We start from the raw sequence: 15,600 nt of genomic DNA, 5'->3' as shown, positions 1-15,600 counted from the left end.
TGCTCCTGTCTATCATACGTTGCAACATGAGGATGTTGATAAAACGTTACGATACGACAGGAGCAAAATGGATGGCGCAGGCTTAAGGGGTGCTCTTGACCGGGGCAGCCTTGTCGGTCACGAACAGGGTCAGCACGGCCGCCAGCAGCATGCTGGCGCCGCCCAGCATCAGGGTCTTGACGGTGTGGCCGGCGAAGAAGTGCTTGGTGACGAAGCCCAGCAGCAGGCCGCTGACGATCTGCGGGATCACGACGAAGAAGTTGAACAAGCCCATGAAGTAACCCATGCGCTTGGCCGGCAGCGAGCCCGCCAGGATCGCATAGGGCATGGTCAGGATCGAGGCCCAGGCCAGGCCGACGCCGATCATCGGGATCATCAGCGCGTGCTTGTCGTGGATCAGGAAGACGCTGGCCAGGCTCAGGCCGCCGACCGCAAGGCAGACGGCGTGCACGGTCTTGCGGCTGGTGGCGCGGGCGAACACCGGCAGGATGAAGGCGGCCAGGGCCGACACGCCGCTGTAGACGGCGAACATGATGCCGACCCAGCTGCCGGCGTCCTGGTAGGCGGTCGACTGGGCGTCGGTGGTGCCGTAGACGTTGTCGGCGATGGCGCTGCCGGTGTAGATCCACATCGCGAACAGCGCGATCCAGGTGAAGAACTGCACGAAGGCCAGCTGCACCATGGTGCGCGGCATCTTGCCGAAGCCGCCGATGATTTCGGTGAACGCGTGGCCCAGGCCGCGCGACTGCTGGCGCTCCTTGTGGAAGCTGTCCAGGTCGGCCGGCGGCAGTTCGTCGGCGGTGAGCACGGTCCAGGTGACGGCCAGGAAGAACACCGCGCCGCCGGCGTAGAACGAGTAGCGCACGGTGTCCGGGATCATGCCGCCCACGGCGGCGTTCGAGACGCCCATGGATTCGAAGATGGTCGGCAGCAGCGAGGCGATCACCGCGCCGCAGCCGATGAAGAAGGTCTGCATCGCATAGCCCGCGGTCTGCTGCGAGGCGTCCAGCTTGTCGCCGACGAAGGCGCGGAAGGGTTCCATCGACACGTTGATGGCGGCGTCCATCAGCCACAGCACGGCCACGGCCATCCACAGGGTGGCGGAGTTCGGCATCAGGAACAGCGCGATCGCGGCCAGCACGGCGCCGATGAAGAAGAAGGGACGGCGGCGGCCCCACTTCGGGTGCCAGGTGTTGTCGCTCAGGTAGCCGATGATGGGCTGCACCAGCAAGCCGGTGACCGGCGCGGCAAGCCAGAACAGGGCCAGGTCGTCGGGGTTGGCGCCGAGCGTGGCGAAGATGCGGCTGGTATTGGCGTTCTGCAGTGCGAAGCCGAACTGGATGCCGAAGAAGCCGAAGCTCATGTTCCACAACTGCCAGAACGACAGGCGCGGCTTGAGCACGCTGGTTTGCATGTCCATGTGTGTCCCCAATCTGGCCCGCAAGCTTGCGGGCTCTCCTCTAGGTGGTGCGGTGTATGGTGGGGCCGGTGCTCAAACTACAGTCCGGCTAATGAATCTGTAGCAAAATAACATGGTGATTTCTAGGTGTCAATCGAAGAGCCATCATAGTAGAATTGACACCACACTGATGTAATTATGCACATCTGTGTAGTTAAACAACATACTAGGCAAGAAGAGAAATCCCATCTAGGAGACAACGCATGCGATCCGTCCTTACCCTTGCTGTTCCGCTGAGCCTGGCCATCCTGGCCGCTTCCTCCACCGTCCTGGCCGCCGACAAGCCGGAACCGGCCAAGGTCTCGACCGCCCTGCCCGGCGTCAGCCTGCTCGCCGACCAGCTCGAGATGCCCGGCCTGAACCGCAAGCGCCAGATCCGCATGTACCTGCCGCCGGGCTATGCGGCGTCAAGCAAGCGCTATCCCGTCCTCTACATGCACGACGGCCAGAACCTGTTCGACGACGCGACCGCCTATGCGGGCGAATGGAAGGTGGACGAGACCCTGGATGCGCTGGCGAAGGAAGGCAAGCTGGAACTGATCGTGGTCGGCATCGACAATGGCCAGGACAAGCGCATGACCGAGCTGAATGCCTGGACCAACCCGCGTTTCGGCGCGGCGGAAGGCAAGGAATACACGGACTTCGTGGTCAAGACGCTCAAGCCGCTGATCGACAAGAACTACCGCACCCTGCCGGACCGCGCGAACACGGCGATCATGGGCAGCTCGATGGGCGGGCTGGCCTCGCACTACGCACTGGTGCAGTATCCGAAGGTATTCAGCAAGGCGGGCGTGTTCTCGCCGGCATACTGGACCGCCCAGCCGTCCTTCGACTTCGTGGCGAAGAAGCCGGTGCCGAAGGATGCGCGCGTGTTCATGCTGATGGGCGAGAAGGAAGGACCGGAGATGGTGACCGACGTCCAGCGCATGGCCGAGGTGGTGCGCAAGAGCGGGCATCCGGCGGCGAACACGGTGCTGAAGATCGTGCCGGGGGCGGAGCACAACGAGAAGTTCTGGGCGGGGGAACTGCGCGAGGCGCTGCTGTGGATGTTTGCGCCGGGGGATACGAAGGTCGCGAGCAGAAAATAATGTAGCTCCCTCAGCACGTCGTACGCGCCACTGGCGCCTACGACTTCCCGCGAAGGCGGGAACCCAAGTTCGTTGCGTACCTCCAGCGTTTAACGATAGTGGTTGTACACGCAAACTTGGGTTCCCGCCTTCGCGGGAACGACGTCATCACTGCTGGCTGTTACCCTTGCGGTGAGGCTTCTTCCCCGCCGGCTTCTCGGACAAGCGGCGCTCCACACCCTTCTTCGCAAAGCTCTTCTTCGGCGCCTGCGCCGGCGCTTCCTCGCCGTCGCGGGTGATCTGGAGCTGGCGCCCCGCCACCCACACGCCCTTCAGGTGCTGCACCAGTTCCGGCGTCATGTCGTCCGGCAGGTCCAGGGTCGAGTAATCGTCATAGATCTCGATGCGCCCGATCAGCTTGGACGGAATGCCCGCCTCGTTGGCGATCGCGCCGACGATGTTGCCCGGCTTCGCGCCATGCGCATAACCCACCTCGATGCGGTAGGTCGCCATGCCCGGCTCCGCCTCACGCGCCACGCGCTCCTTCTTGAAGCCCGGCTCGCGCGCGGGACGCGCGGGACGCTCTTCCCACTCGCGCTCGGTGCGCTCAGTGCGCTCAAAGCGCTCGGTCTGCTGCGGACGCGCTTCGCGGTCCGGCTTTTCCAGCAGCAGCGGCTCGTCGCCGCGCGCCAGCTTGGCCAGCGCGGCGGCGACATCCACCGCCGGCACGTTGTCCTCGCGCTCGATTTCCTCGATCAGCGAACGGAACACATCCAGGCCGCCTTCGGCCAGCGTGGTGCGGATCTGATCCTTGAACCTGGCGATGCGCACCTCGTTCACCTGCTTCACGGTCGGCAGGGCCAGCGGGGCCACCGGCTGGCGGGTGGCGCGCTCGATGGCCTTGAGCAGGCCGCGCTCGCGCGGGGTGATGAACAGGATCGCGTCGCCGCTGCGGCCGGCGCGGCCGGTGCGGCCGATTCGGTGGGTGTAGCTTTCCGGGTCGGACGGCACGTCGTAGTTGATCACGTGGCTGATGCGCTCCACGTCGAGGCCGCGCGCGGCCACGTCGGTGGCGACCAGGATGTCGATCTTGCCGTTCTTGAGCTGCTCGATGGTGCGCTCGCGCTGCTGCTGCGCCATGTCGCCGTTGATGGCGGTGGCGGCGAAGCCGCGCGCCTGCAGCTTGGAAGCCAGTTCCTCGGTGCCCAGCTTGGTGCGCGCGAAGATGATCATGCCGTCGAAGGGCTCGGCTTCCAGGATGCGGGTCAGCGCGTCGAGCTTGTGCATGCCGGCCACCAGCCAGTAGCGCTGGGTGATGTTCTCGGCGGTGCCGGTCTTGGCGGCCACGGTCACTTCCGCCGGCTCGCGCAGGTAGGTCTTGGCGATGCGCTTGATCGCCGGGGGCATGGTGGCCGAGAACAGCGTGGTCTGGCGCTCCGGCGGGGTCTGCTGAAGGATGTGCTCGACGTCGTCGATGAAGCCCATGCGCAGCATCTCGTCGGCTTCGTCCAGCACCAGGGTCTTGAGCTGGCTGAGGTCGAGCGAGCCTTTTTCGATGTGGTCGATCACGCGGCCCGGGGTGGCCACGACCACGTGCACGCCGCGGCGCAGTGCCGACAGCTGCGGGCCATAGCTCTGGCCGCCGTAGATCGGCAGCACGTGGAAGCCCTTGATGTGGGCGGCATAGCTCTGGAAGGCTTCGGCGACCTGGATCGCCAGCTCGCGCGTGGGCGCCAGCACCAGCGCCTGCGGCGTGGCCTGCTTGATGTCGATGCGCGACAGGATAGGCAGCGCGAAGGCCGCGGTCTTGCCGGTACCGGTCTGGGCCTGCCCGAGCACGTCGCGATTGGCCAGCAGCAGCGGAATCGTGGCGGCCTGGATCGGCGACGGCGTCTCGTAGCCGACCTCCTTCAGCGCTTTCAGGACGGGCGCGGAGATGTTGAGATCGGAAAACGTCGGGAGGGGGGTGTCGGACATGGGGGTCTTTCTTGAACTTTTTGCTAAAGCGGTAGTTTACTAGGTCCGGGGGTGGGACGCCGGGATATTTGGGATGTGCTCTGCGGCAACACTAAGTGAAATGGTCGCGGTGCGCTGAGAAACTTGGGTTCCGGCCTTCGCCGGAACGACGGTTTTTGAGCTTGCCACTAGCTCCAGCACGTCGTCCCGGCGAAGGCCGGAACAATGCCACTGGCATTGTTCCGCCCAAGTTTGCTCGCAAACCGCGAACGCAAAAAGAACGGCCGCCCTCAGGCGGCCGTTCAAAGATCAGCGTATAAACCGCTTACATCTTCTTCGCCGCACACATCTTCCTGATGTACTCGTCATGCGTCGGCATTACCCCCACGCACTTGGCAATCACATCGCGCACGCTCTCGAGATACTCGGCGATATCCTCCTCCGATTGCGTGTCGACCAGCGGATGATAGCTGTCGAGCGGCATGTTCTGCCCTTCGAACACCTGCACCCAGCCCACTTCCGAGAACAGCTCGTTATCGACCCGCACCACGCGCCCATGCGAACGGTACATGTCCATCTTGTGGCGCAGCGTGTCCGGGATGGCCATGTTCGCGCACTCGATCCAGTACGGCGCATCGGTGCGTTGGTTCAGGTGGTAGTGCAGGATGATGAAGTCGCGGATGCGCTCGTAGTCGAAGCGCGACTGGCGGTTGTACTCGTCGCGGTCGACGGCGCTCCAGCCGCGGTCCGGGAAGAAGTCGATCAGGCGCTGGATGCCCGACTGGATCAGGTGGATGCTGGTCGATTCGAGCGGCTCCAGGAAGCCGCTGGCCAGGCCCAGCGCCACCACGTTGCGGTTCCAGGCGAGCTTGCGCATGCCGGTCTGGAACTTGATCAGGCGCGGGTCGGCCAGGGCCTTGCCGTCCAGGTTGGCCAGCAGGGTCGCCGCGGCCTCGTCGTCGCTGATGAAGCGGCTGCAGTACACGTGCCCATTGCCGGTGCGGTGCTGCAGCGGAATGCGCCACTGCCAGCCGGCCGTGTGCGCGGTCGAGCGGGTGTAGGGCGTAATCTGCGGCGCCGATTCGCACGGCACGGCCAGCGCGCGGTCGGCCGGCAGCCAGCGGGTCCAGTCCTCGTAGCCGGTCTCCAGGGTCTGCTCGATCAGCAGGCCGCGGAAGCCCGAGCAGTCGATGAACAGCTCCCCTTCCACCCGCGTGCCGTTCTCCAGCTCCACCGCGTCGATGTGGCCGTCCGGCTCGCGCACGGTGGCGCGCCTGATCTTGCCTTCGATGCGGACCACGCCGCGCGCCTCCGACAGCTTGCGCAGGTATTTCGCGTACAGGCTGGCGTCGAAGTGGTAGGCGTAGGTGATGTCGCGCAGCGGCGAATTCGGCACGTCGAAGCGCGCCGGCATGAAGCGGTTGGCGTTGGCGGCCATGCGCGTGATCGAGTATTCCCCGAGCGGCGCGGCCTTGCCGAGGCGGCGCATCTTGTGCCAGTACTGGTCGAAAGGCACCGTCGCCAGGTCCTGACCCAGGCGCCCGAAGCCGTGCATGTAGCGGTCGCCCAGCTTGCCCCAGTTGACGAACTCGATGCCCAGCTTGAAGCTGCCCATCGTCTCGCGCATGAATTCGTTCTCGTCGATACCGACCACGCGGTTGAAGCGCTGGATCATCGGGATGGTCGCTTCGCCGACGCCGACGATGCCGATCTCGTCCGACTCGACCAGGCGGATGTTGTAGCGGCCATTCAGGACCGTGGAAAGCGCCGCCGCGGTCATCCAGCCGGCGGTGCCGCCGCCGACGATGACAATGTCCTTGATTGCTTGGTTCTGCATGTTCCTGCCCCAGGATTCAAGAAAAACAACCCCTGGCAGGCGCGAGGCCCGGCAGGGGTTGTTACTGTACCGCGTTTAGCTTAGAACTTGTAGTTCACGCCGAAGTGGTAGGTACGGCCGTAATCCACACGGTTGGTCGGCTTTTCCGGATTGTCGGTGTACTCCAGGAACGGTGCGTTGTTCCAGTTCTGCGCCTGGACATACAGGCTTGCGCCCTTCAGCCAGCCGGTCTGGAACTCGTACGATGCCTGCAGGTCGACGATGGTCTCGCCCTTGATGAAGGTCAGCTGCGCGTTGTCCTGGTAGTCCGACACCTGACCCAGGAAGTTCGAACGCTTGCGCGCCGCGGCGGCGATCTGGAAGCCGTTCTTCTCGTAGTACAGGCGCAGGTTGGTCACCTTGCGCGACAGACCCGGCAGCGGGATGCTGACCATGTCGCCGTTCACGTTCTCGAAGCCGATCTCCGGCAGGTCGATGCCGCTGCGGGTATCCGAGTGGTTGACCATGATACCGAAGCCGTCCAGGTACTTGGTCAGCATCTCGAACGGCACGTTCACGGCCAGCTCGTAGCCGTAGATGTTGCCGCCGTCGCCGTTCATCGGCTGGGTCATCAGGCCCATGGCCGAACCGGCGAACGGACCGCCGACCGGCAGCGGGGTGGTCGGGGTGATGAACGGACCGAAGTCATACGCACGCGGAGCGCGGTAGATGTAGGTGTCGAGCTTCTTGTAGAAACCGGCGGCGCTGATGTAGCCCTTCTTGCCGAAGTACTTCTCGTACGACAGGTCGAGCTGCTTGGCGCGGAACGGCTTCAGGAACGGGTTGCCGCCGCTGCCGGTCATGATCTGGAACGGACCGGTGGTGTTCAGCGCGAAGTTCTGGCCGGCGCGCAGGTCGTCCAGGTTCGGACGCGAGACCACCTTGGCCAGGCCGAGGCGCAGCACCTGGTCGTTCTTCAGGTCGAACGACAGGTTCATGCTCGGCAGGACATCCCAGTACTTGTCGGTTTCCTCGACGCGCTGGGCCGGGCAGGTCGCCGCGGTGTTGCCGGTGCAGCGAGCGCGGTCGATGGCATAGCCGCCGCCGGTCTGCTCGGTGTGGATCGCCTGGATGCCGACGTTGCCGCGGTAGGACAGGCCGAACAGTTCGCCCTCGACATCGCCCTTGAAGTAGGCGGTGTTGATGCGTTCCTTCACATCCCAGAACTTGTTGTAGATGTCGGCGTCGACCTTGTTGGCCAGCTCATAGATGCTGCCCAGCGAGCCGCGCGGATCCCACGAGGCGACCATGATGCCCGAGCTGCCGGCCATGGTGGTGCCGCTGCCCGGCATGGTGGCCGCGCCGTACGGATCGCCGCCCTTGATCACCAGGCGACCTTCGTCGCCCGAACGCGACTTGTCGCGTGCGCTGTGGTTGAAGCCGTAGGTGGTGCGCACCATCGGGCCCCACTCGACGTCGCGGCCGGCGCTCAGGCGCAGTGCCTTGACTTCGTCTTCCACGTACGGCATGGCCAGGTAGCCGGCCTGCGGCGACGTGACGCCGCCCGACCAGCCCATCACGTCGGTCAGACGTGCGACGCTGCGGTCGGCGTAGTTCATGCCCGGGGTGTACTTCACGTCGGTGAAGTTGGCGCCGTCGAAGCCGCTGTAGCTGATGGTGTCCTTGGCGGCGTTGCCCGGGATACCGGCATAGGTTTCGTAGCGCGAAGCCTGCTTGGTGGCCTTCGACCAGTTCAGGTCGGCCGCGGTGGTCCAGTCGCCGATCTTCAGCTCGTTGTTCCAGCCGATGCTCTTCAGGTCGTCTTCCGCGCCTTCCGAGTGGTTACGCACCACGCCGACCCAGTTGCTGATGGTGGCGCTGGTGGCGACGCCGTTGTTGATGACGTAGTTGGTCATCACGCCGTTCGGGTCGTAGGTGCCGGCGCTGTTGCCGCCGACGGCCGCTTCGATACCGGTCTTCTTCTGGGCGGTCTCGCCGGCCGAGTAGAACATGTCGACGGTCGACTTGAAGTTGCGGTTCGGACGGAACTGCAGCGAGGCGAAGGCGCCGTCGCGCTCATGGCTGTTGACTTCCGTGTCGAAGCCGAAGCCGCCCGGGGTCTTGACCTTGGCGTTCGGGTTGGCCGGATCGCGCGGATCCTGGAAGTCGGCGGCCCAGCCGCCCCACGAGTTGAACTTCGACTGGGCGCCGCCGGTTTCCTCGTACGAGGTCACGCCGAAGGCCACGCCGATGGTGCGGTTCGCGAACTGGTCGATGTACGAGAAGGACAGACGCTTGCCGTCGCCTTCCGGCAGGCCGTCGCGCTGCTTCACGCCCAGGCGGCTCTTCTTGTAGTTGGCGGCGATGACGCGCTTGCCGAAGTCCAGCGGCTGGACGGTGCGCAGGTCGATGGTCGACGCCAGGCCCTGGCCGACGACTGCGGCGTCCGGGGTCTTGTAGATGACGATGGAACCCATCAGTTCGGCCGGGAACAGGTCGAACTCAGGCGAACGGGCGTTGCCGGTCGAGGCCATTTCGCGGCCGTTCAGCAGGGTGCCGTTGAAGCTCGGCGACAGGCCGCGCACCGAGATGTCGGCGGCCTTGCCCGAGTTGCGGCCACGCTGGACCGACACGCCCGGCAGGCGCGAGATCGACTCGGCGACGCTCTGGTCAGGCAGTTTGCCGATGTCTTCGGCCGAGATGGCTTCGACGATCGAGGTGGAATTCTTCTTGATGGAGATGGCCGCTTCGATACCCTGGCGGATACCGGTCACGGTCACGGTCGACACACCCTTTGCAACCGGCTCGGCCGGAGCTGCCTGGTCGACAACCGGAGCGGCTGCCGGGGCAGTGTTGGTGGTGCCGGTGGTCTCTTGTGCGTAGACGCTGCCCGCGAGCGCGGACAAGAATACGGCGCAGCCGGCGGCAACCGGGCTGAGCTGGAATGCGGAGCGGGCCGAGGCGGCACGCTTGGTTGCGAAAATCTTCATTGTCCCCTCACTGATCAGAACCAATAATTTTTTTCCCGAAACTACAGCGCGACAGTTACCAGCACGGCAGCCTCAAGCAAACGGCTTTAGTCGTTCTGATAACGATTGTGTATTAAAACTAGATGCACTGTCAACGGGAGTTGCTTGTTACTACGATATTGGCATGTTTTTCAAAAATACGCCTGAAAATAGGGGGTTGATCGTTGTATTTGGGCTACAACGGGGCATGCAGACGGCTGTAGTACGACTACAAACGCACGATTTAGTTGCATTTTGTTATCTTTTTGCACCGCTTCGGTGCATCTGTTTCGTCAAAATCCCTAAACAAGCCGTTCGCCTTGCCGATTTTGTTAAGAAGACATGTACTTTGACTAGATCTCTTGTCACTCAACGGGTTTGAGAGGCGCGGTTTCTATAGTATTCTCATAGCAACACAACAACGCGCGGCTCTCTCATTCCTTCATTTGCCTGCCCTGCTGTTGTAGTCTGACTACTGAAGCGGTGCGACATGCCGGGATGGAAGCCCCCTCATCATGAGACAGCTTCTCGCCACCCTCCTCCTCGGCGCATCCTTTGCCGCCCACGCCCAATCCCCCGCAATCGACCGCATCGAACCGCCCTTCTGGTGGGCCGGCATGCACAACCAGCAGCTGCAGCTGATGGTCCACGGCGAACGCATCGCCGACCTGGAACCCGCCCTCTCCTATCCCGGCGTGCGCATCGCCCAGGTGACCCGGGTCCCGAACCGGAACTACCTGTTCATCGACCTGGTGGTGAGCGAGGACGCCCGCCCCGGCAGCTTCGACATCGCGCTCAAGGGCGCCGGCCGCACGGCGAGCTATACCTACCGCCTGCTGGCGCGCGAGCCGGGCTCCCGCACCCGCCAGGGCTTCAGCAGCAAGGATGCGATCTACCAGGTGATGCCGGACCGCTTCGCCAACGGCGACCCGGCCAACGACAGCGTGGCCGGCCTGGCCGACAAGCTGGACCGCAAGAACGGCGGCGGACGCCACGGCGGCGACATCGCGGGCATGATCAGGCAGCTGGATTACGTTGCCGGCCTGGGCTTCACCCAGCTGTGGCCGACACCCCTGGTGGAGAACGCCATGCCGGCCTACTCCTACCACGGCTATGCCGCCACCGACCATTACCGCATCGACCCGCGCTACGGCAGCAACGAAGACTTCGTGCGCCTGTCGCGCGAAGCGAAGCAGCGCGGCATCGGCCTGATCCAGGACGTGGTGCTGTCCCACATCGGCAGCCACCACTGGTGGATGAAGGACCTGCCGACGCCGGACTGGGTCAACTACGGCGGCAAGTTCGTGCCCACCGCGCACCACCGCACCGCCGTGCAGGACCCTTACGCCGCGAAGGAAGACGCCGACAACTTCACGCGCGGCTGGTTCGTCGAGTCCATGCCGGACCTGAACCAGTCGAATCCCCTGGTGGCCAACTACCTCATCCAGAACAACATCTGGTGGATCGAGTATGCCGGCTTGTCGGGCCTGCGCATCGACACCTTCGGCTATTCCGACAGCGCCTTCCTGAGCGAGTACACGAAACGCGTGATGGCGGAATACCCGAACCTGAACCTGGTGGGCGAGGAATGGAGCACCAAGGTGCCGGTGGTGGCGCGCTGGCAGCGCGGCAAGGCCAACTTCGACGGCTACACCGCCTCCACCCCGAGCCTGATGGACTTCCCGGTGGCCGAAGCCATGCGCGGCGCGCTCGCCGGCAAGGACGGCCACAATGTCTTCAACGAGGTCTACGAGACCCTCTCGCTCGACTACCTGTATCCGGAACCGGGCAACCTGGTCCTGTTCGCCGGCAACCACGACCTGGCGCGCCTGTACAGCGTGGTCGGCGAAGACCTGGACAAGGTCAAGATGGACCTGGTGTTCACCATGACCATGCCGCGCATCCCGCAGTTTTACAGCGGCGACGAGATCCTGAAGACCAGCGCCACCAAGGAGCGCAACGACGCCAGCTACCGCACCGACTTCCCGGGCGGGTGGGCGGGCGACAGGATCGACGCTTTCTCCGGCAAGGGTCTCACGCCGCGGCAGCGCGAGGCGCAGGACTTCGTGCGCAAGCTGGTCAACTGGCGCAAGGGCCAGCCGGTGATCCATCACGGGAAGATGATGCATTACGGCCCGCGCGACAATACCTACGTTTGGTTCCGCTACGACGACAGCAGGAAAGTGCTGGTCGCCCTCAACAACAACCCGAAGGAGATGGTGCTCGGCGTGGAGCGTTTCCGCGAGATGCTGCACGGCGTCGCCTCGGGCACGGACGTCCTGACGGGCAAGGTGTTCGACCTGCGCAGCGAGCTGCGCCTGCCGGCCCGCGCGGCCGTGATCCTGGAATTGAAAGGCGCCCCATGAAACGGCATATCCTTGCGCTTGCCGCCCTGCTGGCCGCCCTGCCTGCCTCCTGCGGCGCCCTGGCCGATGCGCCGCGCGAGCTGTACATCCGCGGCGCCTTCAACGGCTGGGGCACCGACAACGCCCTGGTCCACAAGGGCAATGGCATCTACCAGGCCGATATCCTGGTCAGTCCCGGCAACCACGCTTTCAAGGTCGGCAGCGGCGACTGGAGCGCGGAATGGGTGGCGGACGCCGGCAAAAGCGTGACCGTCGCTCCCGGCACGGCCTATGTGCTGGAGACCCAGCCGGGTCCCGAGGACTACCTGTTCGTGCGCCGGACCGGCACCTACCGCTTCATCGTCGACGCCTCGGATGCAAAGGCGCCCAAGCTGCGCGTCGAGCGCCTGGAGACCGCGCAGGCAGGTCCCGCGGCCGATCCGCACGCGGGCCGCGAAGCGGTGGCGGCGCTCACCTGGCCGACCTGGGACGGCAAGCAGGAAAGCGCGCGCTTCTCGACGCCCGACGCCGGTGCGCCGCTGCGCCGCTACGCCCACTCGACCACCATGAGCCTGCGCGACCCCGGCCCGCAATCCAGCGAATACAGCGAACAGGCCGGCCTGCCGCGCGTGCGCAGCGGGAACCTGGCCTTCGACGCCCTGTTCGCACTGGCCGGCGCCGAGATGCGCCTGGATTCGGTCAGCCAGATCAAGGACGGCAACTACAACGGCGGCGCCCCGGTCCCCTGCGAATGCTTCGAGACCGGCGAGAAATGGCATTACGTGTGGACCCGCGACCTCTCGTATGCGGCCGACCTGGGCCTGGCCCTGCTCGACCCGCAGCGGGTGCGCAACTCGCTCGATTTCAAGCTCTCGGGCTGGCGCGCCGGGGTAGCGAAGGCGCCGCAGGTGGCCGGCAGCCCTGACGGCCTGCAGATCGTGCAGGACACCGGCAGCGGCGGCAGCTGGCCGGTCAGCACCGACCGCGTCACCTGGGCCTTCGCGGCCGAAGAGGTGCTGCGCACCCTGCCCGCCGCCGAGCGTCCCGCCTTTGCGCAGAAGGCGCTCAAGGCCCTCGTCAACACCCTGGAGAACGACCGCCTGGCCGCCTTCGACGCGGCCACCGGCCTGTACACGGGCGAGCAATCTTTCCTCGACTGGCGCGACCAGAGCTATGCCGCGTGGATCCCGAACGACCTGGCCTCCATGGCCAGCGCCAAGGCATTGTCGACCAACGTGGGCCACTACCAGGCCCTGCGCCTGGCCGCGCGCCTGGCGCGCGAGCACGGCGACGCGGCGCGCGGCCAGCGCTACGACGGCTGGGCCGATGCGCTCAAGCGCGCGATCAACGAGCGCCTGTGGCTGGAAGACGCGGGCATGTACAGCAGCCTCACCGCCGCCCACTTCGACGGCGCGCCGATGCACAAGTTCGACTGGCTCGGCCAGGCGCTAGCCATCGTCAGCGGCGTGGCGGACGAACGCCGCGCGCAATCGATCCTGGCGCGCTATCCGCACGGCCCGATGGGCGCGCCCGTGATCTGGCCCCAGCAGCAAGGCATGCCGGTCTACCACAACCGCGCGCTGTGGCCTTTCGTGACGGCCTACGGCTTGCGTGCGGCGGTCCAGGGCGGCAATGCCGCGGTGGCCGATGCGGCCTACGATTCGCTGATGCGCGGCGCGGCCCTGAACATGTCGAACATGGAGAACCTGGAATGGCTCTCCGGCCAGCCGCTGCTGCTGGACGAAAAGAACCCTTCCCTGATCGGACCGGTCATCAATTCCCGGCGCCAGCTCTGGTCGGTGGGCGCCTACCTGGGCATGGTGGTGCAGAACGTGTTCGGCGTGTCGGCCACGGACGAAGGCATCGCACTCCAGCCCTTCGTGACGGCCAAGCTGCGCCGCGAGATGTTCGGCGCCTCCAGCGAGATCGCACTGCGCGAGCTGCGCCTGCATGGCCGCCGTATCGACGTGCGCCTGCAGCTGCCGCCCGCGAGCCGCGAAGACGGCCACTACGCGGTCGAACGCATCCTGGTGAACGGCAAGCCCGCCGCGAACACGCTGCGCCTGGCGGAGCTGCAGGAGACGAATCAAATCGAGATCGTGTTGGGCGGGCTGGTGCCGGGCCAGGGCGGCATCCGCCGCGTGAATGCCGATCCGTATGCGGAAACCAGCGCCACCTTCGCGCCGAAAGATCCGGTCATCGCCAGCCTGCAGGCCAGGGGCGGACACGCCACCCTCCGTTTCGGCGGCAGCGGCGAAGCGCGTTACAGCGTCTACCGCGACGGCCAGCTCGTTGCGAGCGATCTGCCGGCCGGCAGTTGGGTGGACCGGCAAGCCGGCGCCACGTCCTGCTATGCGGTCGAAGCGCGCTTCCCGGATTCGGGCAATGCCAGCCACCACAGCGTCCCGCGCTGCGTCGATTCCGGCATCGAGATCAAGGTGCCGGATGCGCGCATCCAGTCCAATCTGCGACCCAGCCCGCCGAACGCGCGCTTCGCCGCGCCGCACCTGGCGAACTGGGGCCAGCCCGGAGACCGCTTCGCCGTCGACCGCATCAGGGTCACGCGGCCGGGCCTGTACCAGGTCCAGGTCCGCTACCACAACGCGGCCAACCAGGTGAACCTGGGCATCAGCGGCGGGGTGAAGTGGCTGGCCGTGAAGGATGCGCGCGGCAAGATCGTCGCCCAGGGCGTCATCCAGCTGCCGCATGCGCCGCTGGCCAAGGCGAATACGCCGACGGTGTATTCGACGCCGCTCGGGGCCACTCTCGCCAAGGGCAGCTACCGCGCCGAGCTGAGCGACTTCTACAACATGAGCTATTTGGAGAGCAACCGCAGCTTCAGCGCGGCGGGCGGCACGCAAGGGCCGTCCAACCGCTTCGACATCTACGGGCTGCGTCTGATCCGGGTCAGGTAACCGCGGCCTCACCCGCCACGGGACGTGTCGCCGCGCGCGACCGTCCCGGCACCAGCAAGGCCAGCTTGCCTTCGACGGCGCGGAACTCCAGCGGCATCGGCATCTTCGTCACTTCACCGTCGGTCGCCACCTTCATGCGCTTGCGCCCGTACAGCCGGGGCGTGCGCACGCTCATGCGCTTGAAGGCGAAGGCCACCACGTCGCCGCTGCCGAGCTTGCCGAACAGGCCGCGCACCAGGAGCGCCAGCAGTCCCAGCTTGCCCATGGGCTTGGGCGCCAGCGCCACCAGCTGCCCCTCCTCCACCGCCTCGGTCAATCCTTCCATGCCCACCTGTTCCAGCTGCAGGCGGTTATTTCCCACGAACAGGGTGGTGGTGCGCAGGCGCTTGACCTGCCCTTCCAGTTCCAGTTCGATGCGCAGGTGGCGGTAGGGACGCAGCGCGGTCTTGATCGCCGAAAAGAAAGCGACGACCCGGCTGCGCCCGAACTGGCGCTTGTCGTGCTCGCGTTCTTCCAGCAGCCTGGGGTAGAGCCCGACGCTGGCGTTGACGAGGAAAATCTTGTTGTTGACCACGCCGATCTGCACCGATTCCACACTCGCACGCAGCAGCGCGTAGACGGCTTCCGCCAGGTCTTCGGGAATGCCGTGGGTGCGGCCGAAATAGTTGAAGGTGCCCTGCGGCAGCACGCCGAAAGGGCAGCCGGCCAGCACGGCTTCGTGCGCCACCGTGTTGATGGTGCCGTCGCCGCCCGCCGCCACCAGGATGCCGCCCGCCGCCTGGGCCCGCGCCGCCATGGCGCGCGCGATGTCGTGCAGGCGCTCGGGCTCGTCGACCACTTCCAGGTGGCAGACGCGTCCTGCGCCGCCGATCACGTCCTCGATCGTCGAACGGCGCAGCTCGGTTTCGGAATGGCCCGAACCGGCATTGAGGACGATAAAGAAAGGCGCGTTGGGAGCGGGCTCGGCGATCGGCATCGGTTCCTGTGCATGCGATGGTTGACGACAGCGCCATCCTAACATCGCCGCATTGGAC

8 protein-coding genes are annotated in these 15,600 nt (G+C 65.5%); 3 read left to right on the top strand and 5 right to left on the bottom strand.

Features of this window, described 5'->3' with window-relative positions; all coding sequences use genetic code 11:
- Positions 1-82 precede the first annotated feature (82 nt).
- Positions 83-1,420 (bottom strand): MFS transporter, encoded by a 1,338-nt coding sequence (locus J8847_RS14835; protein WP_211525491.1) that lies wholly within the window; start codon positions 1,418-1,420, stop codon positions 83-85.
- A gap of 242 nt (positions 1,421-1,662) precedes the next feature.
- Here J8847_RS14835 and J8847_RS14830 point away from each other — a divergent pair, with 242 nt between their 5' ends.
- A complete protein-coding gene (locus tag J8847_RS14830; RefSeq protein WP_211525490.1) occupies positions 1,663-2,547 on the top strand; it encodes an alpha/beta hydrolase in 885 nt (294 codons plus the stop codon).
- Between the two features lie 147 nt (positions 2,548-2,694).
- On the opposite strand, the gene J8847_RS14825 is transcribed toward J8847_RS14830, so the two are convergent.
- The 3 genes from J8847_RS14825 to J8847_RS14815 form a co-directional block, all read right to left on the bottom strand.
- Complete coding sequence (locus J8847_RS14825) at positions 2,695-4,503, bottom strand: DEAD/DEAH box helicase (protein ID WP_211525489.1); 1,809 nt, start codon at positions 4,501-4,503, stop codon at positions 2,695-2,697.
- 304 nt (positions 4,504-4,807) lie between these two features.
- Positions 4,808-6,319 carry a tryptophan halogenase family protein gene (locus J8847_RS14820; protein WP_211525488.1) on the bottom strand — a complete coding sequence of 504 codons (1,512 nt, stop codon included), beginning with the start codon at positions 6,317-6,319 and terminating at the stop codon, positions 4,808-4,810.
- An 80-nt stretch (positions 6,320-6,399) separates the two neighbouring features.
- The gene (locus J8847_RS14815) at positions 6,400-9,288 is read right to left on the bottom strand and encodes a TonB-dependent receptor (RefSeq protein ID WP_211525487.1); all 2,889 of its coding nucleotides are present in this window, start codon (positions 9,286-9,288) and stop codon (positions 6,400-6,402) included.
- A gap of 533 nt (positions 9,289-9,821) precedes the next feature.
- Here J8847_RS14815 and J8847_RS14810 point away from each other — a divergent pair.
- Both J8847_RS14810 and J8847_RS14805 read left to right on the top strand, forming a co-directional pair.
- Positions 9,822-11,672 (top strand): glycoside hydrolase family 13 protein, encoded by a 1,851-nt coding sequence (locus J8847_RS14810; RefSeq protein ID WP_211525486.1) that lies wholly within the window; start codon positions 9,822-9,824, stop codon positions 11,670-11,672.
- Positions 11,669-14,566 (top strand): esterase, encoded by a 2,898-nt coding sequence (locus tag J8847_RS14805; protein WP_211525485.1) that lies wholly within the window; start codon positions 11,669-11,671, stop codon positions 14,564-14,566. Before J8847_RS14810 ends, J8847_RS14805 begins: the two co-directional genes overlap by 4 nt.
- On the opposite strand, the gene J8847_RS14800 is transcribed toward J8847_RS14805, so the two are convergent.
- Entirely contained in the window at positions 14,559-15,542 is a 984-nt protein-coding gene (locus J8847_RS14800; RefSeq protein WP_211525484.1) for a diacylglycerol kinase family protein, read from the bottom strand. The two genes, J8847_RS14805 and J8847_RS14800, sit on opposite strands and share 8 nt — an antisense overlap.
- Positions 15,543-15,600: the final 58 nt, after the last annotated feature.

Origin of the sequence: Massilia sp. AB1 (genome assembly GCF_018119385.1) — a bacterium.
GTDB lineage: Bacteria > Pseudomonadota > Gammaproteobacteria > Burkholderiales > Burkholderiaceae_D > Telluria.
This window is presented reverse-complemented; position numbering and strand designations above follow the sequence as displayed.